Annotated in this window: 28 protein-coding genes and 1 pseudogene; 12 read left to right on the top strand and 17 right to left on the bottom strand. The window is 70.2% G+C overall.

From position 1 onward, the window contains the following. Positions 1 to 9: 9 nt before the first annotated feature. The 6 genes from ACIA8X_RS00520 to ACIA8X_RS00495 all read right to left on the bottom strand — a co-directional run bounded on the left by ACIA8X_RS00520 (position 10) and on the right by ACIA8X_RS00495 (position 7,940). Positions 10 to 852, bottom strand: a complete 843-nt coding sequence (locus tag ACIA8X_RS00520; protein ID WP_393449281.1) for a carbohydrate ABC transporter permease — start codon at positions 850 to 852, stop codon at positions 10 to 12. Then, positions 849 to 1,754 carry a carbohydrate ABC transporter permease gene (locus tag ACIA8X_RS00515; RefSeq protein WP_393449278.1) on the bottom strand — a complete coding sequence of 302 codons (906 nt, stop codon included), beginning with the start codon at positions 1,752 to 1,754 and terminating at the stop codon, positions 849 to 851. The genes ACIA8X_RS00520 and ACIA8X_RS00515 overlap by 4 nt, the downstream gene beginning before the upstream one ends. After that, positions 1,751 to 2,986, bottom strand: coding sequence for an ABC transporter substrate-binding protein (locus tag ACIA8X_RS00510; RefSeq protein ID WP_399457460.1), 1,236 nt, complete (start codon positions 2,984 to 2,986; stop codon positions 1,751 to 1,753). Before ACIA8X_RS00510 ends, ACIA8X_RS00515 begins: the two co-directional genes overlap by 4 nt. Before the next feature lie 104 nt (positions 2,987 to 3,090). Beyond that, positions 3,091 to 4,098: a LacI family DNA-binding transcriptional regulator gene (locus tag ACIA8X_RS00505; RefSeq protein WP_399457459.1), complete on the bottom strand. Its 1,008-nt coding sequence runs from the start codon at positions 4,096 to 4,098 to the stop codon at positions 3,091 to 3,093. A gap of 2 nt (positions 4,099 to 4,100) precedes the next feature. Further along, the gene (locus ACIA8X_RS00500) at positions 4,101 to 6,473 is read right to left on the bottom strand and encodes a SpoIIE family protein phosphatase (protein WP_393449270.1); all 2,373 of its coding nucleotides are present in this window, start codon (positions 6,471 to 6,473) and stop codon (positions 4,101 to 4,103) included. Positions 6,474 to 6,872: 399 nt separating this feature from the next. Beyond that, positions 6,873 to 7,940, bottom strand: a complete 1,068-nt coding sequence (locus tag ACIA8X_RS00495; protein ID WP_399457458.1) for a hypothetical protein — start codon at positions 7,938 to 7,940, stop codon at positions 6,873 to 6,875. Between the two features lie 371 nt (positions 7,941 to 8,311). Between ACIA8X_RS00495 and ACIA8X_RS00490 the strand changes: the two genes are divergently transcribed. Then, complete coding sequence (locus ACIA8X_RS00490; protein WP_393449264.1) at positions 8,312 to 9,490, top strand: amidase domain-containing protein; 1,179 nt, start codon at positions 8,312 to 8,314, stop codon at positions 9,488 to 9,490. Then, positions 9,462 to 9,947: a hypothetical protein gene (locus ACIA8X_RS00485; RefSeq protein WP_393449261.1), complete on the top strand. Its 486-nt coding sequence runs from the start codon at positions 9,462 to 9,464 to the stop codon at positions 9,945 to 9,947. Before ACIA8X_RS00490 ends, ACIA8X_RS00485 begins: the two co-directional genes overlap by 29 nt. A gap of 592 nt (positions 9,948 to 10,539) precedes the next feature. Here the strand turns inward: ACIA8X_RS00485 and ACIA8X_RS00480 are convergent. Next, positions 10,540 to 11,013 carry an ATP-binding protein gene (locus tag ACIA8X_RS00480; protein ID WP_399457457.1) on the bottom strand — a complete coding sequence of 158 codons (474 nt, stop codon included), beginning with the start codon at positions 11,011 to 11,013 and terminating at the stop codon, positions 10,540 to 10,542. A gap of 40 nt (positions 11,014 to 11,053) precedes the next feature. After that, positions 11,054 to 11,239, bottom strand: a pseudogene (locus ACIA8X_RS00475) (helix-turn-helix domain-containing protein); the annotation flags it as partial. Here ACIA8X_RS00475 and ACIA8X_RS00470 point away from each other — a divergent pair. Continuing rightward, on the top strand, positions 11,208 to 11,939 hold the full coding sequence (locus ACIA8X_RS00470) for a DUF5753 domain-containing protein (protein ID WP_393450032.1): 732 nt from the start codon (positions 11,208 to 11,210) through the stop codon (positions 11,937 to 11,939). The pseudogene ACIA8X_RS00475 and the gene ACIA8X_RS00470 sit on opposite strands and share 32 nt — an antisense overlap. Continuing rightward, positions 11,936 to 12,130: a DUF397 domain-containing protein gene (locus tag ACIA8X_RS00465; RefSeq protein ID WP_393449255.1), complete on the top strand. Its 195-nt coding sequence runs from the start codon at positions 11,936 to 11,938 to the stop codon at positions 12,128 to 12,130. Before ACIA8X_RS00470 ends, ACIA8X_RS00465 begins: the two co-directional genes overlap by 4 nt. 132 nt (positions 12,131 to 12,262) lie before the next feature. On the opposite strand, the gene ACIA8X_RS00460 is transcribed toward ACIA8X_RS00465, so the two are convergent. Further along, positions 12,263 to 12,457, bottom strand: coding sequence for a hypothetical protein (locus ACIA8X_RS00460; RefSeq protein WP_393449252.1), 195 nt, complete (start codon positions 12,455 to 12,457; stop codon positions 12,263 to 12,265). A gap of 305 nt (positions 12,458 to 12,762) precedes the next feature. Beyond that, complete coding sequence (locus ACIA8X_RS00455; RefSeq protein WP_393449250.1) at positions 12,763 to 13,404, bottom strand: hypothetical protein; 642 nt, start codon at positions 13,402 to 13,404, stop codon at positions 12,763 to 12,765. A 433-nt stretch (positions 13,405 to 13,837) separates the two neighbouring features. On the opposite strand from ACIA8X_RS00455, the gene ACIA8X_RS00450 reads away from it, so the two are divergent. After that, positions 13,838 to 14,731 (top strand): glycosyltransferase family 2 protein, encoded by an 894-nt coding sequence (locus ACIA8X_RS00450; RefSeq protein ID WP_399457456.1) that lies wholly within the window; start codon positions 13,838 to 13,840, stop codon positions 14,729 to 14,731. A gap of 222 nt (positions 14,732 to 14,953) precedes the next feature. Here the strand turns inward: ACIA8X_RS00450 and ACIA8X_RS00445 are convergent, their stop codons facing one another. Then, positions 14,954 to 16,657: a bifunctional 3'-5' exonuclease/DNA polymerase gene (locus ACIA8X_RS00445; RefSeq protein WP_399457455.1), complete on the bottom strand. Its 1,704-nt coding sequence runs from the start codon at positions 16,655 to 16,657 to the stop codon at positions 14,954 to 14,956. Positions 16,658 to 16,691: 34 nt separating this feature from the next. After that, complete coding sequence (locus tag ACIA8X_RS00440; protein ID WP_393449241.1) at positions 16,692 to 17,531, bottom strand: Clp protease N-terminal domain-containing protein; 840 nt, start codon at positions 17,529 to 17,531, stop codon at positions 16,692 to 16,694. A 106-nt stretch (positions 17,532 to 17,637) separates the two neighbouring features. On the opposite strand from ACIA8X_RS00440, the gene ACIA8X_RS00435 reads away from it, so the two are divergent. After that, on the top strand, positions 17,638 to 18,792 hold the full coding sequence (locus ACIA8X_RS00435) for a DUF2786 domain-containing protein (protein ID WP_393449238.1): 1,155 nt from the start codon (positions 17,638 to 17,640) through the stop codon (positions 18,790 to 18,792). Between the two features lie 8 nt (positions 18,793 to 18,800). Here the strand turns inward: ACIA8X_RS00435 and ACIA8X_RS00430 are convergent, their stop codons facing one another. From ACIA8X_RS00430 to rpmB, 4 genes are all read right to left on the bottom strand, one after another. Next, entirely contained in the window at positions 18,801 to 19,334 is a 534-nt protein-coding gene (locus ACIA8X_RS00430) for a DUF4232 domain-containing protein (RefSeq protein ID WP_393449235.1), read from the bottom strand. Between the two features lie 55 nt (positions 19,335 to 19,389). Further along, the gene (locus tag ACIA8X_RS00425; protein ID WP_393450029.1) at positions 19,390 to 19,884 is read right to left on the bottom strand and encodes a hypothetical protein; all 495 of its coding nucleotides are present in this window, start codon (positions 19,882 to 19,884) and stop codon (positions 19,390 to 19,392) included. Between the two features lie 164 nt (positions 19,885 to 20,048). Beyond that, a complete protein-coding gene (gene rpsN, locus ACIA8X_RS00420; protein ID WP_393449232.1) occupies positions 20,049 to 20,354 on the bottom strand; it encodes a 30S ribosomal protein S14 in 306 nt (101 codons plus the stop codon). Beyond that, positions 20,354 to 20,590 (bottom strand): 50S ribosomal protein L28, encoded by a 237-nt coding sequence (gene rpmB, locus ACIA8X_RS00415; protein WP_393449229.1) that lies wholly within the window; start codon positions 20,588 to 20,590, stop codon positions 20,354 to 20,356. The genes rpsN and rpmB overlap by 1 nt, the downstream gene beginning before the upstream one ends. Before the next feature lie 61 nt (positions 20,591 to 20,651). Between rpmB and rpmG the strand changes: the two genes are divergently transcribed. The 5 genes from rpmG (at position 20,652) to ACIA8X_RS00390 (ending at position 23,309) form a co-directional block, all read left to right on the top strand. Next, complete coding sequence (gene rpmG, locus ACIA8X_RS00410; RefSeq protein ID WP_030573688.1) at positions 20,652 to 20,816, top strand: 50S ribosomal protein L33; 165 nt, start codon at positions 20,652 to 20,654, stop codon at positions 20,814 to 20,816. 8 nt (positions 20,817 to 20,824) lie between these two features. Beyond that, on the top strand, positions 20,825 to 21,073 hold the full coding sequence (locus ACIA8X_RS00405) for a type B 50S ribosomal protein L31 (protein WP_393449226.1): 249 nt from the start codon (positions 20,825 to 20,827) through the stop codon (positions 21,071 to 21,073). A gap of 4 nt (positions 21,074 to 21,077) precedes the next feature. Then, on the top strand, positions 21,078 to 22,259 hold the full coding sequence (locus tag ACIA8X_RS00400) for a CobW family GTP-binding protein (protein ID WP_393449223.1): 1,182 nt from the start codon (positions 21,078 to 21,080) through the stop codon (positions 22,257 to 22,259). Between the two features lie 4 nt (positions 22,260 to 22,263). Further along, entirely contained in the window at positions 22,264 to 22,497 is a 234-nt protein-coding gene (gene rpsR, locus ACIA8X_RS00395; RefSeq protein ID WP_393449220.1) for a 30S ribosomal protein S18, read from the top strand. 593 nt (positions 22,498 to 23,090) lie between these two features. After that, a complete protein-coding gene (locus ACIA8X_RS00390; protein ID WP_093908784.1) occupies positions 23,091 to 23,309 on the top strand; it encodes a DUF397 domain-containing protein in 219 nt (72 codons plus the stop codon). Between the two features lie 111 nt (positions 23,310 to 23,420). On the opposite strand, the gene ACIA8X_RS00385 is transcribed toward ACIA8X_RS00390, so the two are convergent. After that, positions 23,421 to 23,963: an ATP-binding protein gene (locus ACIA8X_RS00385; protein WP_393449217.1), complete on the bottom strand. Its 543-nt coding sequence runs from the start codon at positions 23,961 to 23,963 to the stop codon at positions 23,421 to 23,423. 333 nt (positions 23,964 to 24,296) lie between these two features. Between ACIA8X_RS00385 and ACIA8X_RS00380 the strand changes: the two genes are divergently transcribed. Next, positions 24,297 to 25,121 carry a helix-turn-helix domain-containing protein gene (locus ACIA8X_RS00380; protein WP_393450026.1) on the top strand — a complete coding sequence of 275 codons (825 nt, stop codon included), beginning with the start codon at positions 24,297 to 24,299 and terminating at the stop codon, positions 25,119 to 25,121. Positions 25,122 to 25,160 lie beyond the last annotated feature (39 nt).

Raw genomic sequence — 25,160 nt, 5'->3', positions numbered from 1 at the left:
CCCCACGGCTCAACCCCGGACGCTGCCCGCCGTCAGCCCGCCCACGATGAACCGCTGGAACAGGGCGAACACACAGACCACCGGAACGCTGATGAGCGTGGCCGTGGCCATCAGGGCGCCCCACGCCGTCCCGTGCTGCCCGACGAAGGAGTTCAGCAGCACGGTGACCGGCTGCACGTCCGGCCCGTCGGCCAGCGTGAGGCCGAACAGGAACTCGCCCCAGCCGATCAGGAACGACAGCCCGGCCGTGGCGACCAGGCTCGGCACCATGACGGGCAGCACGACGCGCAGCAGTACGCCGGGCAGCCCGCAGCCGTCGACCAGCGCCGCCTCCTCCAGCTCCGACGGCACGGCCCGCAGCACCGGGCGCAGCACGATCACCGCGAAGGGCAACGTCAGCGTGGTGTCGGCGGCGATCAGACCGAGGTAGGTGTCGTCGAGACCGGCCCGGCGTTCCAGGATGAACAGCGGTGCCGCCAGCACGATGGCGGGCGGCAGTTGGGCCACCAGCAGGGCGAGCACCATCGCGCTCGAGCCGCGCATCCGGACCCGGGCGAGCGCGTAGGCGAGCGGGACACCGAGCAGCAGAGTCAGGGCCACGACCCCGCTGGAGATCACCACGCTGTTGAGCAGGGCCCGGGGGAGCCCCTCGTAGTCCAGCGCCGCCCGGTAGTTCTCGCCGGTGAGCGGGGCGGGCACCCACTGCGGGGTCGGCGCGAGGATCCGATCCGGCTCGGTGAGGCTGGTCTTGGCCATCCAGTACACCGGCAGCAGGAAGGCCGCGGTGATGAGCGCGGCGACCGCGGTGAGCAGCCAGGGGTGGTGGTGGCGGGGCCGGCGGGGAGGTTTCACGTGGAACCTCCCGGGGCTTCCTCGCGGCGCAGTCGTCGTACGTAGAACAGGCCGGTCAGCAGCGGTACGACGAGCAGCAGCAGACCTGCGGCGGCGCCCTCGCCGAACCGGAAGAACTTGAAGAAGACCTCGTAGACGTAGAGGGAGAGCACACGGGTGGCGTCCACGGGGCCGCCGCCCGTCATCACGAAGACCAGGTCGAAGACCTTGAAGGTGTAGATCAGGCCGAGCAGGAGGACGGTCACCGAGACCGGGCGCATCAGCGGCAGCGTGAGGTGGCGCAGGCGCTGCCAGGCGCTCGCGCCGTCGAGGGCGGCGGCCTCGTGGAGTTCGGGGTCGATGGTGTGCAGGCCGACCAGGAGCAGCAGCATGTTGAAGGGCACGCCGACCCAGATGTTGGCGAGGATCACCCCGGCCAGGGACGTGGACGGGTCGGTGAGCCAGTCGTGGGAGAGCGTGTCCAGGCCGGCCGCCGTCAGCAGGGCGTTGTAGGCGCCGGACTCCGCGTCCAGCAGCCAGCGGAAGAGGGTGCCGCTGACCACGGGCGGCAGCAGCCAGGCCACCAGGAGCAGGGAGCGCAGGAGGCCGTTGAGCGGGAAGGGGCGGGCGAAGAGCAGGGCCAGGGCGAAACCGAGGGTGAACTGGCAGACCAGGGAGCCCAGCGTGAAGACCAGCGACAGGCGTACGGAGTGCCAGAACGCCGGATCGTCCAGCACCGCCCGGTAGTTGTCGAGGCCGCTGAAGCGTTCGGCGCCGCCGAGCAGGCTGCTCAGGCGCACGTCGTGGACGGAGGTCCAGACGTTGTAGAAGAGCGGATAGGCCAGGAAGAGCGCGAGGAAGGCCAGTCCCGGGAGGCAGAAGAGGTATCCGGCGCGGCGGCGGCGCGCGGAGGGGGAGATCACCCGCCCAGCGCCTTGTCGATCTTTCCGGCCGCCGTCCGTGCCGCGGCCGCCGGGGACGCCGAGCCGGTCAGCACGGCCTGTTCCGCCTCCGAGACGGCCTGGGAGGCGTCGGCGTAGTGCTCGCCGTACTGGCGTGGACGGGCCAGGGGGAGCTGGCTGATGAACAGCCGCAGCGCCGGGTCGGAGGCCCAAGTGCCCCGGTCGGCCAGGTCCTTGCGGGCGGGCAGGTTGCCGAAGGAGACGAGATACGGCACCAGCACGGACGGACGCTGGGTGTACTCCAGCACCTCCCACGCCTTGTCGAGCTTCTCGCTGCTCGCCATCAGCACCCAGTTCTCCCCGCCCAGGCAGGTGGCCGCCTCCTTGTCGCGGGGCAGGGCGACGACGGACCAGTCGAAGGCGGCCTCCTTCAGAGCCGGGATCTGCCAGGGGCCGTTGATCTGCATCGCGGCGCGCTGGTCGAGGAACCGCGTGTTGACGTCCTGCTGCGTCCAGCCCACGCAACTCTCGGACAGGGAGTTCTTGGTGATCAGTTCGTCGAGGAAGGTCAGGGCGGTGGTGCCGTAGGTGGCGATGGTGTCCAGGTCGCCGCCCGCCTGCCACAGGAACGGCAGGAACTGGAAGACGCCCTCCTCGGTCTTGATCGCGCTCAGCGCCAGCCCGTACCGGTCCTTGCCGGTCAGCCGCTCGGCCGCGGCGGCCAGCTCGTCCCACGTGGTGGGCGGTGCCACGCCGGCGTCCCGGAGCAGCCGCGTGTTGCAGTACAGGGCCAGGCAGTTGCTCTGGTTGGGGATGCCGAGCGTCCTGCCGTCGACCTGGCAGCCGTCCCAGGGACCCTTGTAGTACCGGTCGGCCTGGCCCCACTCCTCGACCCGGTCGGTGAGGTCGGCCAGCAGGTCGCTGCCGCCGAGCGAGTTCATGGCGACGTTGTCGACGATCGCGATGTCGGGCAGGTCGCCGGAGATCGCGCCCAGCGTGATCTGCCGCTCCAGCTCCGCGAACGGGAACGTCCGCCGCTCGATCCGTACGTCCGGCACGCCCGCCTCGACGTCCTTGATCAGCCGGGTCATCCCGGGCTGGAAGTTGTCCAGGGTGAAGTAGTCCCACCAGGTGAGGGTGGTCGTACTCGGCTCGTCGGAGCCGCAGGAGGCCAGCGCCCCGCCGAGCCCGAGGGCAGCGGCTCCCGCACCGGCGGTACGCAGGAAGCCGCGGCGGTCGAGCGGGTACGGCATGCTGCCCTCCAAGGGGGTGTGTCCGAAAGAGGTGTTCGGAAAGAGGTGTTCGGAAAGAGGTGTTCGGAAAGAGGTGCACGGAAAGAGGTGTCAGAGTCGGCGTATCAGAAATTCACGTCGAAATCGGGGAATTCCGGCTCGGGTTCCGAACCGGGCACCGGACGACACCGCCCCGTGCTGGAGCGCAGGGTGATCAGGGGTTTCAGCAGGACATGCCGGGGCGTCGAGCCGGGTGAGCGCAGGCGTTCCACCATCAGCTCGACGGCGACCCGGCTCATCTCCTTGGCGGGGATCTCGGCGGCCGTGAGCTGCGGGGTCACCTGCTCGGCCCAGGGGCTCGCCGCCACCCCGACGACCGAGAAGTCGCGCGGCACGGCGCGGCCGTGCCGGGTCAGCCCGCGGTAGACGCCCTCCAGGGCCGCCTCGTTCAGGGTGACCAGCGAGGTGGTGGCCGGGTCGTCCGCCAGGATCCGCGCCACGACCTCCTCACCCGAGGCGAGGGCCTCCCCGCAGAGGTAGGCGCGCGGCTCGTGGCCGAGGTCCCGCATCGCGGTGACGTAGCCCTCGTGGCCGAGCCGGGCGAAGCCGTAGCCGCTGTTGAACAGCTCCTCCGAGCGGTTGACGAAGGCGATCCGGTGATGGCCCAGATCGGCGAGGTGCCGCACGCAGCCGCTCGCCAGCCCGGCGAAGTCCAGATCGACCCAGCCCGCCTCGTCGGCGCGGTGGTTGCGGCCGATGGCGACGAACGGGAAGCCACTCCGCACCAGCTGCTCGACCCTGCCGTCCTCGCGGCGGATCTCCATCACGATCACGCCGTCCACACGCCGCCCGCCGTCCCCGCTCCACTCCCCGTCCGTGAGCCGCTGCCCGAGCATCCGCCGGAACGAGGGGGCGTCGTCCGCGTCGGCGGGGGAGAGCAGCACGTCGTAGCCGTACGGCGCCGCGGCCTCGGCGACGCCGCCGACGAAGGCGAGCTGCATGGTCGTGTAGTCCCGGGCCCGGCCGGACGGGGGATAGAGCAGCCCGAGCGTGTGTGTGCGCAGGTCCCCTCCGTCGGCCGGTCCTCCGTCGGCCGGCGGTGTCGTCGGGTCGCCGCCCGGACGCCCGGTCATGGTCAGCCGACCGGGAGGGGCTGTTCGGCCCAGATCGTCTTGCCGGTCGGGGTCTGGCGGGTGCCCCAGCCCTGGGTGAGCTGGGCGACCATGTGCAGCCCGCGGCCACCCTCGTCGAAGGTACGGGCGCGGCGCAGATGGGGGGCCGTGCTGCTGGCGTCGGACACCTCGCAGATCAGGGTGCGGTCCCGGATCAGGCGCAGTCCGATGGGTACGCCGCCGTAGCGGATGGCGTTGGTGACCAGCTCGCTCACCACCAGCTCGGTGACGAACGCGGCCTCCTCCAGGCCCCACGCCGCCAGCTGCCGGGAGGCCTGCGCACGGGCGTCCGCGACGATCGCCGGGTCGGACGGCAGGGCCCAGGCGGCGACCTGGTCGGCGTGCAGGGCGCGGGTGCGGGCGAGGAGAAGGGCCACGTCGTCGGCCGGGCTCTCGGGGAGCAGGTCCTTGAGGATGGAGTCGCAGGTGGTCTCCAGTGACGGCACCGGAGAGGCGAGGGCCTCGCAGAGCCGTTCCAGGCCGAGGCCGACGTCGCGCTCGTGGGAGATCAGGCCGTCGGTGCAGAAGGCGAGCAGGCTGCCCTCGGGCAGCTCCAGCTCGGTCGCCTCGAAGGGCAGTCCGCCGACGCCGAGCACGGGACCGGGGGTGAGGTGGACGATGCCGACCGTGCCGTCGGGCAACAGCAGGGCGGGCGGGACATGGCCTGCACTCGCCAGGGTGCAGATCCGGGAGACCGGGTCGTAGACGGCGTACAGGCAGGTCGCGCCGATCCCGCCGGTGTACGGCAGCTCCCGGACGATGCTGTCGTCGTCCGAGGTCAGATGGGTGACCAGGTCGTCGAGGTGGGTGAGCAGCTCGTCCGGTGGCAGATCCACGTCGGCGAGGGTGCGCACGGCGGTACGCAGCCGCCCCATCGTCGCCGAGGCGTGGATGCCGTGCCCGACTACATCGCCGACGACCAGCGCGACCCGGGTGCCGGAGAGCGGCACGACATCGAACCAGTCGCCGCCCACGCCGGCGCCCGTACCGGCGGGCAGATAGCGGTACGCCACCTCGACGGCCGCCTGTTTCGGCAGGTCGCGGGGGAGCAGGCTGCGCTGAAGGGTGAGGGCGTTGGTGCGCTCGCGCGTGTACCGGCGGGCGTTGTCCACACCGACGGCGGCCCGCCCCGCGAGCTCCTCGGCGAGGATCAGGTCATCCTGCTGGAAGGGCGGGGTCCCCTTGCCGCGGACGAAGACCGCGACGCCGAGGGTGATGCCGCGGGCCCGCAGCGGGGTGGCCATGACCGAGTGGAAGCCGTGCTCCCGGACCACGACGGCCCGCGCCTCGTGCTCGGTGACCCACCGGACGAAGTCAGGGTCCCCCTCGCCGCTGAGCACCGGCCGGCCGCTGGTCAGGGAGCGGGCGGGGGGCGAGTACGGCGGATAGGTGTCAACGCCACCGAGGTCGACGGCGGCCTCGGGCACACCCCCGCCCTCCGCCGCCGACTGATGGGCGACCCGGCGCAGCACCACGGCGGCGTCGACCTGCCCCGGCACCGGTTCCTCCCCGCGCACCACCGAGTCGAGCAGATCCACACTGGCGAAGTCGGCGAGCCGCGGGACGGCCAGATCGGCCAGCTCCTGGGCGGTGCGGGTCACGTTGAGGGTGGTGCCGATACGGGTGCCGGCCTCGTTCAGCAGGGCCAGCCGCTGCCGGGCGGCGTACTGCTCGCTGCTGTCGAAGGCGGCGGTGCCGACCCCGGCTACCGTGCCGGAGCCGGGGTCCCGGACGGGCCACAGCTCCACGATCCATGAGCGATGCCGACCGGTACCGGCCGGTGCCGGGGCGAACCCCTCGTACCGCATCGGCATGGCCTCCTCGGCGACCCGCCGCACACACCGGAGGAACCCCTCGTCGGACCGGGCCTCCCCGAGCGGATCCGCCTCGGCCCCCGCGTTCAGCCGCCAAGAGCCCGACGCCGGGCTGTAGGTGGACAGGGCGATCGAGGACTGCGCGAAGGCCCACTCCACCATCCGCCGGTCGCGCTCCGAGTCGGGCGTGCCCGTGGTGGCGGCGACGACGAACGCCTGGGTCGCGCCGTCCCCGTCCAGCGAGGGATGGGCGTGCAGGGTCAACTCGACACGACGACCGTCCCGCTGCCTCAGCACGGCCGTACCGCTCCACTCCTGAGAACCGACCGGGGAGAAGCCGGTCGCCTCCCGGTCCACGAGAAGATCGGCCACGGCCCGTCCCACCACCTCGGAGGCGGGGTACCCCAGCAGCCGCCGGGCACCCTCGCTCCACCCCGTGACGATGCCCTCCAGGCTGACGGTGGCCGTCGCGGCATCTACTGACCACCCGTTGTGACCGAGACTCTGATCAAAAGTGGTCATCACTGCTCAATTCGCGGTGGTGATGTTACTCACGGTTCCAGCGTGCGCGTCGCGAGAGAATCAAACAAGTCGGATTCCTGTGCATGGAAATGGGGGCGACGGCCCCAGCGGCGGAACCGTCGCACGTGACCCGCCGGCTGCCACGGTGCGGGCAACTGGACCGGGGCGAGCCTTCGAGTCGCCGCCGGTCATGACCGGCGGCGGTGCTGGGGTCTGGCCCGGCAGCGCGGCCTGCCGGACGAGGTGCGGGAGGCCCGTACGACCGCTGAGGTGGGTGGCGCTGCTGCTCTTGGCCCTGGTCGGCTGCGCGGCACAGCTGCATGAAAGATGAGGCGGAGGCGACTCGCAGGCCGGGCACAGGGGCGCAGGGAGCTGCGCCTCACCGTGAACCACGAACCATTAGTCGCCGCCGCCCCCACCACCCCCGCCGTCACCACCCCCGCTGTCGCCCCCACCACCACCGTCGCCGCTGCTGCCGCCGTCCGCGCCCCAGCCGTCGCCGCCGCCGGGCTCGTTGTCGTCGCGGCCCTGCCCGAGGTTGCTGAACCAGGCACGGTCCCACCACTGGTCGAGGGCGAGGGGCTCCACCTCGTTCACCGGGCGCCGCTGCGACCGGAACCGTGCCAGGCCGGTGGTGTCCCCCAGCCCGAAGGCGACGGCGAAGAGCTGCGCCATGACGGCGTCCAACGGGTCCGGGCTCTCATACCGCACAGGGGACAGCGGCAGCAGGACCGAGCCCGGTTCGAGCACCGGCCGGCGCGGGGGACGCGCCAGCAGGGCGACGCGCTGTTCGTTGCGCAGCAGCCACGAATTCGCCGCGTTCTCCCGCCGCAGCACCCAGTGCTGCCCGGGCAGCCACACCTCCACGGAACTCCTGGACTTGCGCATCTTCTTCCTGAGGCTGAGCTCTGCCGTGACGTCACCGACCGTCAGCCACAGGCCCTTGGCCGGTTCGGAGGAGTCGGCCCGGAACCCGCGGGGCGCTCGGACCCGTACGACGGGAGCGTGCGGCCCCCATACGTCCACGCGCACCAGGCGCCGGTCCACGGCGACGGCGACCGGCCCGGCGGGCCCCGGCGCGAACCGTCGCGCGATCCACAGCGGTACGCCCTCGGCCCGGGCCCGCGCCCCCAGAGCGGCCACCTGCCCGGGCCCACCGCACTGCCGTACCGCCAGTTCCCCCAGCCTGTGGGCGAACTCGGCGGCCCGGCGCACCTTCACCGGCGTGACGGTTCCGGTGACGCGGGTCACGGGGATGATCCCGGCCCCCTCCGGCAGTCGCTGCAGCGGGCGCTCCGCCCCACCGCCCCCGAGCCACCACCCACGCTGGAACGCCTCAGCCATGGCGCCGAGGTTCAGCTCGGTCAACGGCGTGGTCCTGCCGCTCCTCCGCAGCCGGTCCTCGGTCAACTCCGCGGTCCGCGCCAGCGGATTCCACGACTGCTCGCTGTAGAGCACCTGGCTCACCACGACCTCCCCCTGAGGTTCACGTCCACGGACGTGATGTACGGGCCGACCACGCGACCTGAAGTTCCGGGCGGCCGGACTTCTGGAGGCCGGCATGGCCAGAGACCCAATTGCCTCACCCAGGGTATTGACCAGCTCGCCGACGAGGGCGGCGAGTGCATCACGGAAGGACAGCGCTACGGCGAATCGTCGAACCGATCGGCGGCTGAACACGGGTGAACAATCGAGGCCAGCGTGAAAAGGAATCCTGACCAGTTCCAGCCGAAAGCTGGCAGGATTCTCTCAACTGGTCCACGGGGGGCCAGAGTTGGGGGAATCCTGTGCAAATCAGGGGACAGAGACGCGCGATAGTAGCGCTGGGTGCGACCGTGATGGCCCTGCTGCCGCCCGCCGCGGCGGCGCAGGCCGCGGAGAGCACCACGGACACCGAAGGTGCGGCCGCGGCGGTCCGCACCGTGGACACCAAGACCACCGGCGAATTCGCCGCCCTCGCGGACACCGTTCTGACCAAACGGACCTCCGCCCTTGTGGACGGCGCCCAGGCGACCCGCCGTGCCGCACAAGCACTGCCGCTGAAGGGTGACGTGCATGTCACCAGCCGTATGGCCCGCAAGGAGAGCGATGCGGCGAACGTCCTGAGCGACCGCAAGGCACGGCTCGCCGACCTCGAAGAGGCGTACACGGCGGCCGACACGGAGGTCGACGTGGACAAGGTCTCGGTGACCGGGGACCGGGCGATCGCGCAGATCACCGAGACCACGATGCTCACGTACAAGAAGATCCGCGGCGACGAGCCGCCGACCACTGGATTCCAGGCGCGGCACGAGCTGACCTTCGTCGCCGCTTCGGACGGCACGTGGGAAATGACCGGAATCACTCCCCTCGACGAAGGGGGACCCGCCGCTGTGAACTCTGTGGTGGACACCGCCACGGACGACGGTGGCTCTCCGTCCACCGACACGGTGGAAGGCCCGATTGACGAGGGCGGTGCGCCCGAAGTCGACGGGCCCGCCCCCGAGGAAGCTCCGGCCGGCCCGAACGAGCCCCGCGGCCCGGTGGAGGCCAAAGCCACCGTCCGCGCAGGTTACGACTACAGCGACATGGCGAAGTACGCCGAGAAGTACTGGAAGAACTACAACTCCAGTTACCGCAAGTTCAATGATGTCGGCGGGGACTGCACCAACTTCATCAGCCAGGCGCTGCGTGCGGGCGGCTGGAAGAACGACACCGGCTGGTACAAGAGCTACAAGAACTGGTGGTACAACTCCTCGAACCAGACGACGTCCTGGGTCAACGTCAACTACTGGGCGTCCTTCGCCCTGTACAGCGACCGTGCCTACAACCTGGACAACGTCTACAAGCTGGGCATCGGGGACATCCTCCAGATGGACTTCTCCGGCAACCGCTCCAAGGACCACTCCATGATCACCACGTACAAGAGTGGTGGAGTCCCCTACCTCACTTACCATTCGACGAACACCTACCGGAAGTCGGTGAGGAGCCTTGTGGCGCAGTACCCGAATGCGACGTATTACGCCTTCCGCACCTGAGAGGCGCAGCCACCGCTCCTGGCGGCGTCGCGCCGGGCTGCTCATGGCCCTGCTCTGCGCGGTACTGCTCACCGCGTGCGGTGGCGGGGACGGCGCTGAGGCGAAGTCCCCCGACCTTGCGGATCAGGACCGTTTCCTGCACGACTACGTGGAGTTCCTCAACGAGTCGGACGAGAGCGGCCTGGCCCGGCTTCTCGACGCCCACCCTCAGGGCGACAAGGACGCCCGTGCCCGGATCAAGGCGTACGGCGGACAGGGCTGGGATGTCCGATGGAGCCGCGCCTCGGAGTTCGAGGGGGTGTGGAGCGTTGACCTGACCGGCACCGCTCGTGCCGAGGGCAAACCCGTCCGCGTCACCGAGACGGTCACCTGGGAGGACGGGAACTGGGTGATGGCCCCGCTGCCGGGCGTCGTACCGACGCCGTCCAATGCGGCAGGGACCGAACCACCCGGGTGAGTCATCAGCACGCGACGCCCCCGCCCTCCGAGCGATCCGGAGGGCGGGGGCTCGCCGTTTCCCATGTTCTGGTTATCGAGGCGTGGTGCTTCGCCGGGCCATGCGTGCGGATCTTTTCGCCTCGCGGTGCCTGTCGCCCAGCCGCATGGAGTGATGGCAGGAGAGACCCCTGAGGCGGCAGGCGCCCCTGCAGGCCACGACGTGGCCCAGCCAGTCGCGAAAAGTGGCCATGACCGGGACGTCCAGCCGCTTCGGTTCCTCGCTCATGCCGGTCGCTCCTCGGAGAAGTGCAGGGTGACGTACGGCCGCACGATGTCCCCCAGGTGCGTGTCGTGCGAGGATTCGGCGCGCCGCGCGGGCGGACGTTCCCCCCCCCACGCCTCACGGGCGAGGTGCGGCAACCACCGCCCGTGCTCGGCGCGGTGACGCTCCGCACGTCTCGACCAACGGCGCCAGCGGGCGTGGTGGGGGCTGGGCGGGTGCCAGGCGTGCGGGTCCGGTTGGCTGGGGGTTTGGGTGGCGTCTCGTGGTTCGGCCGGCGGGCGCCTGGCACGTGCGGTCAGTGACGCGGTCAGCGACTTCCCCAACGTCGTCAGCCGCGGCAACGGGACTCCTCGGGAATCATGAAGTACGCCCAGACGCACTCGGTGAACGGGCGCAGCTCGTGCCCCCAGCGCGACGCCAGCGCGACGCCAGCGCGACGCCAGCGCGACGCCAGCGCGGCGACGAGGGGTAGTCCGAGGCCGCCGTCCTCCTGCGGAGTGCCGTCCGTGCGTGGCGCCGGGATCTTGTCCCTGTCGGGGTCGGACACCTCAACCAGCAGGCCACAGCCCCGGATTGAGACGGTCACCTCGACCAGGGCATGTGTCACACGGCAGTGGCGTACGGCGTTGGTGACCAGCTCTGTGGTGACGGTCGCGATGTCGTGGGCCAGTTCGCCGTCCATGGCCCAGTCCTTGAGGATCCGCCGCAACTCCGCGCGAACCTGCGGCACATGTCTCGTGTGTTTGGGGATGCGGAACGTGTCCCGGCGCGGCTGGGTGGGGTGCGGGGCGTGTGCGGGCATGGCGGAGAGACCCCCTGACGTGCAGTCACATTGCGCCGAGTAGCGGCGCGCGGATCTCAATGATTCGCGCGGTCACGTGCCCGCTGTCTATACGGCTGACTCGCGCCGGATCCACACCGATCACTTCCGCCGCCTGCTGCTGATCGAGCTTGGAGGCCTGTCGGTACCGCTTGAGCGCAGTACCAAGTCGCCTACTGCGCACCGTCGGCCGTCCCCCTGCGGGCATCGCTTCCCTACTGCTGAACGCGTACGGCGTAGATGATCTGGAAGCCCGCGAGAAGCTTGAGGGCCTGGCCAAGAGGTCCAAGCACCGCGGCTGGTGGCTCGAACATGCGGCACATCTGCGGTCCGACTACCTCGACCACATCGCGCTGGAGGACGACGCGACGTATATCCGGGAGTGGCAGCCGGTTCTGGTGCCGGGGCTTCTGCAAATTCCGGCCTACACGGAGGAAAACATCGGGGCGGACCCCAACTACGTTCCCCCGGACCTGGTTGCTGACTTGCTCAAGGTGCGACAGACGCGACAGGCCAAGATCGAGGAAGGCGGAGCAACGTACACCGCCATCCTTTGGGAAGGCGTGATCACGCATCCGTTGGTGAGCGCCGAGGCTCACCGGCAGCAGCTGTCCGCGATCCTTGAGGTCGGGAAGAGGAAGAACGTCACAGTGCAGGTGCTCCCGTTCAGTGCGGGGGCTCTGGCGGCCCTGACCTCCGCCTTCTCCACCTTCAGCTTCGATTCGGAGCCAACGGTCGAGGCGGTCACGCTGGAGAATCTGAGGGGCACCTCGGTCCTTGAAGGATCCGAGGATTTAACCGCTTACGCCAACGCGTTCGACCAACTACGATCGGCAGCACTGGCGCCGGAGGCGAGTGCGAGGCTCATTCGGCGCGTACTGCGGAGCACCAAGGAAGACACATCGTGACCGAGGTTGCAGGTCCCTTCCGGAAGTCGTCGTACTCCGGTACACAGAGCAACTGCGTCGAGGTCGCCCCCACCTCCACCGGCGGCCGCGCCGTACGCGACAGCAAGAACCAGCACGGCCCCTCCGTGCACCTCAGCCCCGAGGGCTGGCAAGGCTTCCTGGCGGGCGCCAAGAACGGATCGCTCGGCTGAGCAGAACCAAGCCCGCGCGGGCACTGGTACTGCTCTGACCAGCCAGGTCAGCCCCGGCCAATGCTGGCCGGGGCTTCTTTCTGGGGCCGATCCCACCCGGTGCCGTCTCATGCCTGTGGACGGCGCAGGTGCCTACGACAGCTGCTTCTTCTCCGTGTAGTAGGAGTAGGCGAAGCTTCCGTCGTCCGAGCCGGTCAGGTCGGCCTCGAAGGTGATGGGGCCAGGCTCGGAGACCTGTATGGATTGCTGGAAGATCGACCCGTCACATGTGCTGGTGTGTGCTGCCGGCGAAGCATTCCCGCCCTGGGCGTTGAAAGTGAAGGACACCCTGCCTTTCCCTGTGCAGGTGAAGGCGAACGTCACACTCAGCACATTCTCGGGCGTCGCCGGCACGGTGTTCCCGAGGTGCGATTGCAGACGACCGGATCCGCTCCCGAGCGACTCTCTCCCCACGAATGCCTGATCCAGGATTTCCATTGCCTTGTTGCCGTCCGGAACCGCGTCTGACGAAGACTGACTCGTACGGGGCGTGGGCGCCGAAGAGTTGGTAGGCTCACTGGAATCGCACGCCGCGGTGAGTGCCGCCACTGCCACCAGGCACAGCAGCGCTTTCCGTCGCAGTCCGGTTCGTGTCACGACTTCTGCCGTCCGATCGACATGTCGCCCTGGCGCGGGGCCTTCACGGTAATCGTCTTCGTCTTGACGTTACAGGGCGCCCCGATCCACGTCTTCACGGCAGTCAGCTTCCAGCCCACCTGCCCGAGGACGGCCCGATACCCCTTACTGGTGCTATTCGTGTCGGTGACTGTCTGCGTGCCCGTCCAGGTCCACGAGTTGCCGATCTTGACGTCGACCTTCACCTTGGCCTTTGCGACGATGATCTTGGCCTCTGCCTCATATCCGCCAGTGACGTCGAAGGTGAAAGTGTGGGACCCCGTTACCGTCCAGGAGACCGATTGGCGAGGCAGGAGCCACGTCGACTGAGGCTTGCTCTTGTCCGGCAGGAAGTACGGCGTGCCCTTCACCTTGTACGTGGGAGGGTCGTTCTCTTCAGGGCAAGCCCGGGTCGTCTTCGCGGCGGGCTTGTCGCCTGTGAAAGTGAACTCGATTCCGCCGCCTGCGTCCACGACGGTTCCATCGTTCAGGACGATCTTTGCGTCGCCGGCCGGTACCGGTTCGTCGCCTGGCGTGACAGCGCCGGCGCCGGTTGCCGTCAGCAGCACGGCTGCAGCGGTTATAAGGGGCAAAGCGGTGCGCTTTGCGGCGCGTTTCATTTGATCCCGATTCGGTTGGTCTGACCGCGTGACTCAAGGCCACAAAACTGAGTGCACGTCACCACAGCGCCTCCAAGGCGCTTCCCCAGGTGTCGTGTTCGCAACATTCCTATATGCCTACTGATCGTTGACGCAAGAGATTGAGGAAAGCTCGGGAAGTCCTCGGAATTCCCCCAATGGCAGGGCAGCGGACTAACTCCCCCTGGATATGTGGCAGTTACGGCGAAGCCTTTGAATTCACACCTGCTGGACTCCTGTCCCGCCCGCCCCGTGCCGCTGTGGCGTACAGCACAGCGAACAGCCGTACGCGACCGTCGACCGTCATGCGAATCGGCGTACTCAAGACGTCGTTACCGTGAACGGCTAGCATCCGCCGGTAGTTGCAAGCCAGGAGAAGCGCAGGACGAAGCGCACGACGAAGCGAGGGCGGGGCATGACGGAACCGAGGATCGCCGTCGCCGTGGTGACCATGGGCAACCGCCCCGCCCAGGTCGACGCGCTGCTCGGATCCGTGGCCAAGCAGGACCTCACCCCGGACCGGATCGTCATCGTCGGCAACGGCTGCCCGCTGCCCGAGTTCGCGGAACGGCTGGGCCTGCCCGGCGAGATCACGCTGATCGAGCTGGACGAGAACCTCGGCTGTCCCGGCGGACGCAACGCGGCCCTCGCCCGGCTGCGGGAGTTCGGGGACGTCGACATCGTGGTCGACCTGGACGACGACGGCCTCCTCGTCGAGGCCGACGTCCTGCGCCGCGTACGCGACCTGTACGCCGCCGACGACCGACTCGGCATCGTCGGCTTCCGCATCGCCGACGAGCACGGCGAGACACAGCAGCGGCACGTGCCCAGGGTCGGCAAGTCGGATCCGCTCAAGGGCGGATACGTCACCGGCTTCCTCGGCGGCGGCCACGCGCTGCGCATGGCGATGCTGGACGAAACCGGTGACTGGCCCGCCGAGTTCTTCTTCGCCCACGAGGAGACCGACCTGGCCTGGCGGGCCGCCGATGCCGACTGGCGCATCCTCTACGCCCCCGAACTCCTCCTCCAGCACCCGAAGACCTCGCCGGCCAGGCACGCCATCTACTACCGCGTGAACGCCCGCAACCGCGTCTGGCTGACCCGCCGCCGACTCCCGCTCGCCCTCGTCCCCGTCCACCTGGGCATCTGGACCCTGCTCACCCTCGCCCGCACCCGGTCGCGGGCCGGTCTGCGTGCCTGGTTCGGCGGCTTCCTGGAAGGCGTGCGGGATCCGGCGGGCGAACGACGGCCCATGCGGTGGCGTACGGTGTGGCGGCTCTGCCGACTGGGGCGGCCGCCGGTCATCTGAACGATCTGCCTGAAGTCACCGGCTGCTGACGGGACGCGGGCCCCGGTCGGTCACCTCAGCCGACCAGGGCCCACCTGCGTCCCCGGATCCGGCCGGGACGGCACTCCCCCGAGTTGCGTGTCGTACGCGCGCCGTCGGGCCGGATCCGATGTGCTGATCAGATTAAGCCATGTTGACCAAACGTCAACTTCAGGTCGAGGAGTGTTTCGTGGCACTCGGTCATCACTTCGCGTCCGCATAGCACTCCACCACCGCCGTGGTGAACGGAAACCGCACCGGCGTTTCCCCGAAGGTCAGCCGCCCCGCCAGCTCCGCCGCCTCACGGATCGCCGTCACGACCGCCCCCGCCTCCTCCTCGGGACAGTGCACGATCACCTCGTCGTGCTGGAAGAAGACCAGTTCCGCCGCCATGCCCGCGCAGGCCTGCCGCAGTGCGGCGAGCAGCAGCAGGGTCCAGTCGGCCGCGCTGCCCTGGACGACGAAGTTACGGGCGAAGCGGCCCCGCGCGCGGGCGTTGGTGGAGGCGTAACCCGGCACCCACTCCTGCGGCCCGGAACCGTCGCCCGACTCGACCTGTGCCTCCGGGCTCGGAATCCCCGCCTCCTCGGCCGCGTCGTCGGACGCCCCGGCCGCCGGCGGACAGGTCCGCCCCAGCCATGTCCGCACGAGCCGCCCCTCCTCCCCGGCCCGCGCCGCCTCGTCGACGTACGCCACCGCTCTGGGGAAACGGCGTCTGAGCGCGGCGAGGTTCTTCAGCCCGTCGCCGGAGGTCTGTCCGTAGACGGCACCCAGCACGGCGAGCTTGGCCTGGTCGCGATCCCCGGAGAAGGCGCGGTCCGACACCGACTGGTAGAGGTCGGTCTCCCGCCCGGCCACCTCCATCAGCCCGGGGTCACGGGAGATGGCCGCCAGCACCCGGGGCTCCATCTGGTCGGCGTCGGCCACGACGAGCCGCCAGCCCGGGTCGGCGACCACCGCACGCCGGATGACCTTCGGGATCTGCAGCGCGCCCCCGCCGTTGGTCACCCACCGCCCGGTGACCGTCCCGCCCGCGAGGAACTCCGGCCTGAACCGCCCCTCGCGCACCCAGTCCTGCAGCCAGGACCAGCCGTGGGCCACCCAGATCCGGTACAGCTTCTTGTACTCCACCAGTGGCTTCACGGCCGGATGGTCGAGGGACTCGATCTCCCAGCGACGGGTCGATCTGATTCTGATCCCGGCCTGCGCGAAGGCCTTGATCACGTCGGCGGGCAGATCGGGCCGCACCCGCCGCCCGAACGCGGCCGACACCTCGTCCGCCAACTCGGCCAGCCGCCGCGGCTCCCCGCCCCCGGTATAGCGCTCACCCAACAGCTCATGCAGCACCCGGCGATGCACCTCGGCGCTCCACGGCAGCCCGGCCCGTTTCATCTCGGCGGCGACGAGCATGCCCGCCGACTCGGCCGCCGTCAGCAGCCGCATCCGCTCCGGGTGCGCGGTCGCCTCATGCCGGCGCTGCTGGTCGGCGTACACCTCGACGAGGTCGGCGAGCGGTACCCGGACCGCCTGCGGCTCGAAGAGCGGGGACTGGGAGCCGGGTTCGGCGGACCGCTGGGGCGGATCGGGCGGTACGGGGAGGTGACGCAGCCGGGCGAGGGCGGCGGCCGCCGATCTCGGTTCCCCGGACCGCCCCTCGTGACCGAGCAGGAGCGTCTCGGCGTCCTCGATGTCGTAGCACCGCTCCACTCGCACCCCCGTGGCGAGCAGTCTCGGATAGACCTCGGCGGTGGACCGCCACACCCACCGCGCCACCTCCGGCCGCTCCCGCACGGCCTCGGCCGCGTCGGCCGCCCACAGCACCGGCCCCGCGGGCAGCCCGTCCGCACCGAGGGGGGCGATCTCCACGCCACCGTCCTCGGCCGGAGCGAGCGCCCACCGGTCGGCCATGCTGCGAGTGTGGCACCCGGGTCTGACAACGCCCTCAGTCCTGCGCCCCGCCCTGCGCCTCGCTCTGCTCCCCGCCCTGCGCCTCGCTCTGCTCCCCGCCCTGCTTCCCCTGTTCTCCCTCCCCGTCGGCCGACTTCCTGGTCGTCTCCTCGCCGGCCTTCAGGAACTGGGAGAGCTGCTCGACGACGTACTCCTCGATCGTCTGCTTGGTGAGGCCGAGGCCGGACAGGACGCCGGTGCCGTTCTCGAACTCCAGCAGGGCCAGCAGGAGGTGCTCGGTGCCGATGTAGTTGTGGCCGAGGCGCAGGGCCTCGCGGAAGGTGAGCTCCAGGACCTTCTTGGCGTCGGAGCCGTAGGGGACGAGTTCGGGGACCTCGCCGGCGGCGGGCGGCAGCGCGGCGGTGGCGGCCTGGCGCACGGAGTCCAGGAGGACGCCCTGCGCCGTGATCGCCTTCGCGGCCAGGCCGTCCGGGTCGGCCAGCAGGCCGAGGACCAGGTGCTCGGGGCGCCCCTCGGCGTTGCCCGCCGCGATGCTCTCGTTGTGGGCGGCCACCACGGCGTTGCGGGCACGCGGCGTGAAGCGGCCGAAGCCCTCCTGCGGGTCGAGGTCGATGGACTCCTTCGGCACGAACCGCTTCTGCGCGGCCTGCCGCGTGACGCCCATGCTCCGGCCGATGTCGGTCCAGGAGGCACCCGATCGCCGGGCCTGGTCCACGAAGTGGCCGATCAGGTGGTCGGCCACCTCCCCGAGGTGATCGCCGGCGATCACCGCGTCCTGGAGCTGGTCGAGGGGCTCGTCGTGGACCTTCTTGATGGCCGCGATGAGTTCGTCGAGACGTACGGATGACGTGATGCTCGTGGAGTTCGTCGACATGTGTCAACCGTAGGTTGACAGGGGAGGGGTGTCAACCCGCAGTTGACATTGCCCTCCGCTTGTCTCGCGGGACCGGCCACCGCCCGCCCCATGGCACCATCGCCGGGTGAGCAGTACGAACAGTTCGAGCGGCACCCCCGGTACCTCCGACGCCCCCGGCGCCATCGACCGAGCCTTCGGGCACGCCCTCTACGCCGACACCGACACGGCCCTCGACCTCGGCGCCTCCCTCCTCGCCGCCGACCCGGCCACGGACGCCGAACTCGCCCGGCGCGGCCAGGAGTTCGTGGCGGCGGCCTGGCGGCGCGGCTGGCAGCCCGCCGACGTCGTACGGCTCGTGCGGCGCGACCTGGACGACAGCCACGTACGACTGCTCTCGGCACTGATCCGCGCACAGCAGCCGTACGACGGCCCCCGCGGCCCGCGCTGGAACGCCCAGCTCGACGACCTGCCGGCCGAGACCCCGCCCCGCACGGACCGCTTCTCGCACGCGACCGCCGTCCTGGAGCTGTACCGCCTCCTGCTGCGGCTGCCCGCGCTGGAGCCCCTGGACCAGGCGGCCGGGCCCGCCACCCGGGACGCCGCGCCCGAGTCCCGCATGCTCACCCGTGTCCGCGCGCTGCTGGCGAAAGCCGAGGCGACCGGCTTTCCCGAGGAGGCGGAGGCGCTCACCGCCAAGGCGCAGGAACTGATGGCCCGGCACAGCATCGACGAGGCGCTGCTCGCGGGCCGCGACCACGCCCCGAAGGACGCGCCCGGCGCCTGCCGGATCGGTGTGGAACCGCCGTACGAGCAGGCGAAGGCCGTCCTGCTGGACGCGGTGGCGACCGCCAACCACTGCCGTGCCGTGTGGAACGAACCCTTCGGCTTCTGCACGGTCATCGGCTTCGAGGGCGACCTGGAGGCGGTCGAGCTCCTCTACACCTCGCTCCTCGTGCAGGCCCAGACCGCGATGACCAAGGCGGAGGCGGCCCAGCGCGCGGGCGGCCGCAAGCGCACCAAGACCTTCCGGCAGTCGTTCCTGGCCGCCTACGCCCACCGCATCGGCACCCACCTGACCGTCGCCGCGCAGACGCAGGTGACCCAGGACCTGCTCCCGGTCCTCGCCTCCCGCGAGGTCGCGGTCACCGACCGCATGGACCGCATGTTCCCGGAGACGACCATGACCCGGCTGCGCGGCGTCAGCGACGAGGCGGGCTGGGTGGAGGGCTCGGAGGCGGCCGACCGGGCCCGGACGAAGGCCCGCCGGCCGCTGCGCTGAGCCCGCGTCTAGTCGCCGGTCTGCTGGAACCCGCTCACCGAGGCGTCCGCGGTCTTCCCGTCGCTCTTCAGCGCGACATCGCCGTACGACCACTTGAAGCTGTGCGCCTCGGCCGCCCCGGGCAGCCGGATCTTCGCCGACTTCACGGCGAGGCTCTTGGTGCCGCCACCCTCGCCCCGGACGTAGGTGACGGTGAAGGAGGAGGAGGCCTCCTTCGGGAAGGTCGTCTTCCTCGACGTGACGGCGGGGTCCAGTGCGACGCCGGTCACGCCGCTGCCCGCGTCGAACTCGAAGCCGGGCCCTCCGTCCAGGGTGCACTCGGCGCCGCTGCGGTTGGTGACGGTGAAGGTGACGTTGCCGGTGTCCCCGACGGCGGGGGCGGCGTTGGCCGGCCCGAGCCGCACGGCCAGCTGGTCGGCGCAGGTGGCGGCGGCCTTGGTGTCCTTGCCGCTGTCGGCGTCCTTGCCGTCGCCGCCGTCGGCGCAGGCGGTCAGGAGGAGGGCCGCGGCGAGGGCGGTGACGGTGAGAGAGGTGGCGCGCATGGAGTCCTTCAGGGGGAGTGACGTCGGTGATCGAGCGCAGTCACCGAATCAAACCTCACGATCCCAGGCCGGCCGTGGGCAGCCCCGTCGGCAGCGAGCCGCCCTCCGCCTTGGTGTAGGTCTCGGCGCCGAGGCCGCCCTCCCACGTCACCTTCAGCGAGGTCTTGCCGACTGAGTCGACCATCCCGACGGCCCGGTCCTTGCTGCCGTCGCTGCACTTGAGGCGGATCATCCGCATCCCGTCCTCCTCACCGGCGGTCCCGCTGCACACGATCCCGCCGGTCGCGAAGAGCCCCGCCTCCTTGCCGGTGACGACCAGCGCGACGGCCTTGCCGTCGGTCGTGGCGAGCCAGCTGCCCGCCAGCCCACCGGCCGCCGACCCCGACCCTCCCGTACCGCCGCCCGTGTCGGCACTGGCGGAAGCGGAGGCACTGGGACCGGAGGCCCCCGTGGAGCCGGCGGTGGGGTCGGAATCGGAGCCGCCGTCGCCGCTGCAGGCGGTGAGGGCGAGCGCGCCCGCCAGGGACGCGGCCACGGCGGCGACCCGCATCCGCCGGCCCGACATCGTGCGCGTACGCGAGAAAGTCGCCGAGGTCACTGGGTGCTCCCAAGCTGTAGCGGTCGGCATACGGCCGATTCGGCCGACATGGCCGAAACAACCGGCCGGCAGCAAGTTACCAGGGAGTCCGGTCGGGACCCCAGGACCCGCCGGCCCTACCAGGACGCCTTGCGCACCCCCGGCAGATACCCGGCGTGCGCCTGCCCCCGCAGGCTCACCCGGGACAGCCCGAAGGCGCGGAAGTAGCCACGCGGCCGTCCGTCCACCTGGTCGCGGTTGCGTACGCGCGTGGCGCTCGCGTCCCTCGGCTGCCTGCGCAACTCGCGCTGGGCGGCGAGCCGTTCGGCCTCGCCGGTCGAGGGGCGCCGGATGATCTCCTTCAGCTCGGCCCGCCGCGCGGCGTACCGGGCGACGACCTCCTGGCGCTGCTCGTTCTTCGCGATCTTGCTCTTCTTGGCCATCAGACCTTCACTCCCCGGGCGCGGATACGGGCGACGGCGGCCTCGACGCCGATGGCGTCGACGGTCTTGATCCCCTTGGCGCTCAGCCGCAGCCGCACATACCGGCCCTCGCCGGGCAGCCAGTAGCGCTTGGTCTGGATGTTGGGGTCGAAGCGGCGGGAGGTCCGCCGGTGCGAGAAGGAAATGGTGTTGCCGAAGCCGGGCTGGGCGCCGGTCAGCATGCAGTGGGCGGACACGGTGACGAACCTCTCCTCAAGCTCTGGTGTTAATGGAATTCATTTTCAGTAAGATAGCAGCATGGCACGCAACGAACTCCGTCCGGTCATCAAGCTCCGGTCCACCGCCGGCACCGGCTACACCTACGTGACCCGCAAGAACCGCCGCAACGACCCGGACCGCATGACCCTGCGCAAGTACGACCCGGTCGCCGGCCGCCACGTCGACTTCCGAGAGGAGCGCTGAGCACCGCCATGCGCAACGGAATCCACCCCTCCTACGGCCTCGTCGTCTTCCGTGACCGGGCCGCGAACCACGCCTTCCTCACCCGCTCGACGATGACCAGCGAGAAGACGATCGAGTGGGAGGACGGCAACACCTACCCGGTCGTGGACGTCGAGATCTCGAACGTCAGCCACCCCTTCTACACGGGCACGGCCCGCGTCCTGGACACGGCCGGCCGAGTGGAGCGCTTCGAGCGCCGCTACGGGAAGCAGGGCTGAGCAGGTGTCCGAGAAGTCCGGGCTCTCCGTCGTGATCGTCGGCGGACTGCACACCGACGCCCGCAAGGCGACCGTGGACCGGCTGCTCGCCGACGTCCCCGACAGCGTCGTACTCCACCACGACCTGGCGACGGCCGCGGCCGGCACGGTCGTCCGCACGATCCGCGACGCCGCCGGTCTGGTGAGCGCCGGCGAGGCGCCCCTCGTCAACGACTGCGCCTGCTGCGCGCTGCGCGAGGACCTGGTGCCGGAACTGATCCGGATCCGGGACGTGGGCGGCATCCGGATGGCGATCGTCGAACTCTGGGACTCCGTGGAACCCAAGGCGATGGCCGAGGTGGTCACGGCCGGCGGGCTGACGGTCACCGGCGTGATCACCGCCGTGGACCCCGCCCTGGTCCTGCCCTACCTGGGCAACGGCGACGACCTGGCCGAGCGCGGCCTGGCCGCCGCGGCGACGGACCAGCGCACGGTCGCCGACACCTTCGCGCGCCAGCTGGAGTACGCCCCCGTCCTGGCCGTCGCCGACTCCCCGGAGGCCGACGACGAGGACCGCGAACTGCTGGCCCAGCTCCACCCGACGGCCCGCCAGGTCCCGATCACCGAGGCGGACGACCTGACGGTGCCGCCCCCGCGCCGCGGCCCCCTCACCGCCCTCTCCCAGGCGGCGTTGGCCGGCTTCGACATCGAGTCGGCCGCCGCGGCCCAGCACCCGGCGTGCGCCCTGCTCCCCGCCGAGGCGGACGCGCACGGCATCTCGACCCTGGTCTGGCACCGGCGCCGCCCCTTCCATCCGGAGCGGCTGTACCAGGCGCTGGAGGACATCACCTGCGCGGCGGCCCGCAGCAGGGGCCGCTTCTGGCTCGCCGACAAGCCGGACGTACTGCTGCACTGGGACGCGGCAGGCGGTGCCCTGTGCGTGGAGAGCGTGGGGCCCTGGCTGGCCTCGCTCCCCGACGCGGCCTGGGACATGGTCCCGCCGGTGCGCCGGGCCGCCGCCGCGCTGGACTGGCACCCCGAGCACGGCGACTGCTGCCAGCACCTTGTCTTCACGTCCCCCGCCCTGGACCGGGACGGCCTCGCCGAGCTCCTGGAGTCCTGCCTCCTCACCGACGCCGAGTACGCCGCCGGGCGCGACGCCTGGAAGCAGCTCCCGCCCGCCTTCGACACCCTTCTGGAGGTCTGACCCCATGCCCCGCAAGTTCGACCGCAAGCCGGCCAAGCCCCGCCCCAACCCCTTGGACCAGGCCGGAATCACCCACATCGACTACAAGGACACCGACCTCCTCCGAAAGTTCATCTCCGACCGCGGCAAAATCCGCAGCCGCCGAGTAACCCGAGTAACGGCCCAACAGCAACGCCAACTGGCCACGGCCATCAAGAACGCCCGCGAGATGGCATTGCTCCCGTACGCCGCCCGCTGAAGCTCACCCGGCGCCGGGTGCGGGGCAACTGGGGGCTGCCGCCCCCAGACCCCCGCTTCGGCCCTGAAGGGGCCTCGTCCTCAAACGCCGGACGGGCTGAGATTGCCGGGACCGGCCCTGATAAGTGACCGGTTGGACGCGGCCCCGACCCACCCACCGCACCCGCAGGCGCTACGCGCACCCCCACCCCACCCGCACAGGCCGCCGCAGGCATCCCACCCACAACCGCCGGAGGCCCCCGCCCTCAACTCCACTAACCGGAACGCCACTTGAGGTTTGGAACAACAACGCCGCGGAACGCGTCTCTTCCTAGTGCACGAGGGATTCGATCCGGACGACGCCATGTGAGGCGATCCCTGGGGTATGCGCTGGAACGCATCTAGGGCCGCGTACGTCACAGGAGTAACCGCAGGAACACCCCGCGTGCACGTGCATCTGCTCATGTAGCTGCACGTGAAACAGGGCTATGATCCGGGAGCAGTTGACCGCTGCAACACCAGTTGCGCGCCAAGCTGCACCACCTCTCGCATCAATGGCCTCGAAGCCGCCGCACCACCGGGGAGCGACCTGTGGACCACGACGTGTACAACGGCATGGCAGCCACGGCTCTGACCGGGGTGGCCTGGCAGAAGAGCAGGCACAGCAACTCCCAGGGCTCCTGCGTGGAGTTCGCCCGACTCCCCGGCGGCGAGGTCGCCGTACGCAACTCCCGCTTCCCGGACGGCCCCGCCCTCGTCTACACCCGCGCCGAGATAGAGGCGATGCTCCTGGGTATCAAGGACGGCGAGTTCGACCACTTGGTCGTGGGCTGACGCGCCTCAGTCGCCGCGCGGTCGCCGCGAAACCGACCGCACGACTCAGGGCAATCGGCACCTATCGCTCCGTAACGCGCGTAGAACCGCGGCGCCATGGAACGCCGCGGTTCAGCAATCCACCGAGCCTGCAGCCCCTGAAGACCCCGGCGGCGCGGTCTGCCCCGGCTGTATCCGGAACAGCGCCCAGACCACCTTCCCGCTCAACGTTCCCGCGAGCGGATGCCAACCCCACCCGTCACTGAAGGAGTCGACAAGGAACAAACCCCGCCCCGACTCCGCCGAGAAGTCGTCGGAATCGCGCGCGACCGGGCTGTCGTGACTGGGATCGCGCACCGCGCACACCAGCCGCTCCGTCCACCGCATCAGATGCAGCCGCACGGGCGGCGTCTGCTCGGGCAGGCGCTGAGCACCCGCCGGCAGCGCGTGCCGCAGCGCATTGGTCACCAACTCCGAGACCACGAGACAGACATCGTCGAAGCGATGCTCCAGGTCCCACTGGTCAAGGGTGCGCCGGGTGAACTTCCGCGCCTCGCGCACCGCTTCGTAGCGGGCGGGCAGCGCACAGGAGGCGGCGTTGGACACGGCTGCGGGATCCAGCGGCGGAAGGCCCTGCCGTAACGGCTCGAGCATGGTCGATCCATTCGTCCCCATGCGAGGCACTCCCGGGTATTCGCGGTCGATGCGATGCAGCGGTTGCGCGGGACCATGGTTTCGGATGCGCAGAGCAGATGCAAGGGCAGATGCACGTGCACGTGACCGAATTGGATGCTCCCGTACCGCTTGTTGGCCATTTTTTCCGCCAACTTCAGTACCTCTCCTTGTCTTCTGCTCACTCCTTCCTGAGAGGAATCCTTGTCTTCTTTCCATCTCTGTAATCGGACGAGTACTGCTCGAAGTGATTTAGTGGCAGACTGCGGGCCCTGAAGACGGTTGGGGAGGCTGGCGAACGTGAGCGCGGGAGAGCCCGGATCGGTGGTGCGGCGCATGCTGCTCGGCTCGCAACTGAGGCGACTGCGGGAAGCACGCGGGATCACGCGCGAGGCGGCGGGTTACTCGATCCGCGCCTCCGAGTCGAAGATCAGCCGTATGGAGTTGGGCCGGGTGAGCTTCAAGACGCGGGACGTCGAGGACCTGCTGACGCTGTACGGGATCACGGACGACGCGGAGCGCAACTCGCTCCTCTCCCTCGCCCGCGAGGCCAACGTCGCGGGCTGGTGGCACAGTTACTCGGACGTCCTGCCGAGCTGGTTCCCCACCTATGTCGGCCTGGAGGGCGCGGCCAGCCTCATCCGGGCGTACGAAGTGCAGTTCGTGCACGGCCTGCTCCAGACCGAGGGCTACGCCCGCGCGGTCGTGCGGCGCGGGATGAAGGGCGCGAGCGAGGCGGACGTGGAGCGGCGTGTGGCGCTGCGCTTGGAGCGGCAGAAGTACCTCGTCGCGGACAACGCCCCCGAGTACCACATCGTCCTGGACGAGGCCGCCCTGCGCCGCCCCTACGGCGACCGCGAGGTGATGCGCGGTCAGCTCCAGCACCTGATCGAGATCTCCGAGCATCCGAACGTGCGGCTGCAGGTGATGCCGTTCGGCTTCGGCGGCCACTCCGGCGAGTCCGGCGCCTTCACGATCCTCAGCTTCCCGGAGTCCGACCTGTCGGACGTCGTCTACCTGGAGCAGCTCACCAGCGCGCTCTACCTCGACAAGCACGAGGACGTCACCCAGTACGAGCGGGCGCTGAAGGAGCTTCAGCAGGACAGTCCGGGGCTGGACGAGAGCCGGGATCTTCTTCGGGGACTCCTTCAACTCTCTTGAAACACAAGTACGATGACGTGTGATCAGACCGTGAAGACG

Origin of the sequence: Streptomyces sp. NPDC051738 (genome assembly GCF_044453205.1) — a bacterium.
Classification (GTDB): domain Bacteria; phylum Actinomycetota; class Actinomycetes; order Streptomycetales; family Streptomycetaceae; genus Streptomyces.
The sequence above is the reverse complement of the archived record's forward strand: the minus strand, read 5'-3'. Positions and strand labels throughout refer to the sequence as shown.

What these genes read in the sequence shown, in the direction of transcription:
- ACIA8X_RS00510 (WP_399457460.1), bottom strand. Translation starts at nt 2,986, where the DNA reads ATGCCGTACCCGCTCGACCGCCGCGGCTTCCTGCGTACCGCCGGTGCG.
- ACIA8X_RS00505 (WP_399457459.1), bottom strand. Translation starts at nt 4,098, where the DNA reads ATGACCGGGCGTCCGGGCGGCGACCCGACGACACCGCCGGCCGACGGA.
- ACIA8X_RS00500 (WP_393449270.1), bottom strand. Translation starts at nt 6,473, where the DNA reads ATGACCACTTTTGATCAGAGTCTCGGTCACAACGGGTGGTCAGTAGAT.
- ACIA8X_RS00490 (WP_393449264.1), top strand. Translation starts at nt 8,312, where the DNA reads ATGGCCCTGCTGCCGCCCGCCGCGGCGGCGCAGGCCGCGGAGAGCACC.
- ACIA8X_RS00485 (WP_393449261.1), top strand. Translation starts at nt 9,462, where the DNA reads ATGCGACGTATTACGCCTTCCGCACCTGAGAGGCGCAGCCACCGCTCC.
- ACIA8X_RS00480 (WP_399457457.1), bottom strand. Translation starts at nt 11,013, where the DNA reads ATGCCCGCACACGCCCCGCACCCCACCCAGCCGCGCCGGGACACGTTC.
- ACIA8X_RS00455 (WP_393449250.1), bottom strand. Translation starts at nt 13,404, where the DNA reads ATGAAACGCGCCGCAAAGCGCACCGCTTTGCCCCTTATAACCGCTGCA.
- ACIA8X_RS00450 (WP_399457456.1), top strand. Translation starts at nt 13,838, where the DNA reads ATGACGGAACCGAGGATCGCCGTCGCCGTGGTGACCATGGGCAACCGC.
- ACIA8X_RS00445 (WP_399457455.1), bottom strand. Translation starts at nt 16,657, where the DNA reads ATGGCCGACCGGTGGGCGCTCGCTCCGGCCGAGGACGGTGGCGTGGAG.
- ACIA8X_RS00440 (WP_393449241.1), bottom strand. Translation starts at nt 17,531, where the DNA reads ATGTCGACGAACTCCACGAGCATCACGTCATCCGTACGTCTCGACGAA.
- ACIA8X_RS00430 (WP_393449235.1), bottom strand. Translation starts at nt 19,334, where the DNA reads ATGCGCGCCACCTCTCTCACCGTCACCGCCCTCGCCGCGGCCCTCCTC.
- ACIA8X_RS00425 (WP_393450029.1), bottom strand. Translation starts at nt 19,884, where the DNA reads ATGCGGGTCGCCGCCGTGGCCGCGTCCCTGGCGGGCGCGCTCGCCCTC.
- rpsN (WP_393449232.1), bottom strand. Translation starts at nt 20,354, where the DNA reads ATGGCCAAGAAGAGCAAGATCGCGAAGAACGAGCAGCGCCAGGAGGTC.
- rpmG (WP_030573688.1), top strand. Translation starts at nt 20,652, where the DNA reads ATGGCACGCAACGAACTCCGTCCGGTCATCAAGCTCCGGTCCACCGCC.
- ACIA8X_RS00405 (WP_393449226.1), top strand. Translation starts at nt 20,825, where the DNA reads ATGCGCAACGGAATCCACCCCTCCTACGGCCTCGTCGTCTTCCGTGAC.
- rpsR (WP_393449220.1), top strand. Translation starts at nt 22,264, where the DNA reads ATGCCCCGCAAGTTCGACCGCAAGCCGGCCAAGCCCCGCCCCAACCCC.
- ACIA8X_RS00390 (WP_093908784.1), top strand. Translation starts at nt 23,091, where the DNA reads ATGGCAGCCACGGCTCTGACCGGGGTGGCCTGGCAGAAGAGCAGGCAC.
- ACIA8X_RS00385 (WP_393449217.1), bottom strand. Translation starts at nt 23,963, where the DNA reads ATGGGGACGAATGGATCGACCATGCTCGAGCCGTTACGGCAGGGCCTT.
- ACIA8X_RS00380 (WP_393450026.1), top strand. Translation starts at nt 24,297, where the DNA reads ATGCTGCTCGGCTCGCAACTGAGGCGACTGCGGGAAGCACGCGGGATC.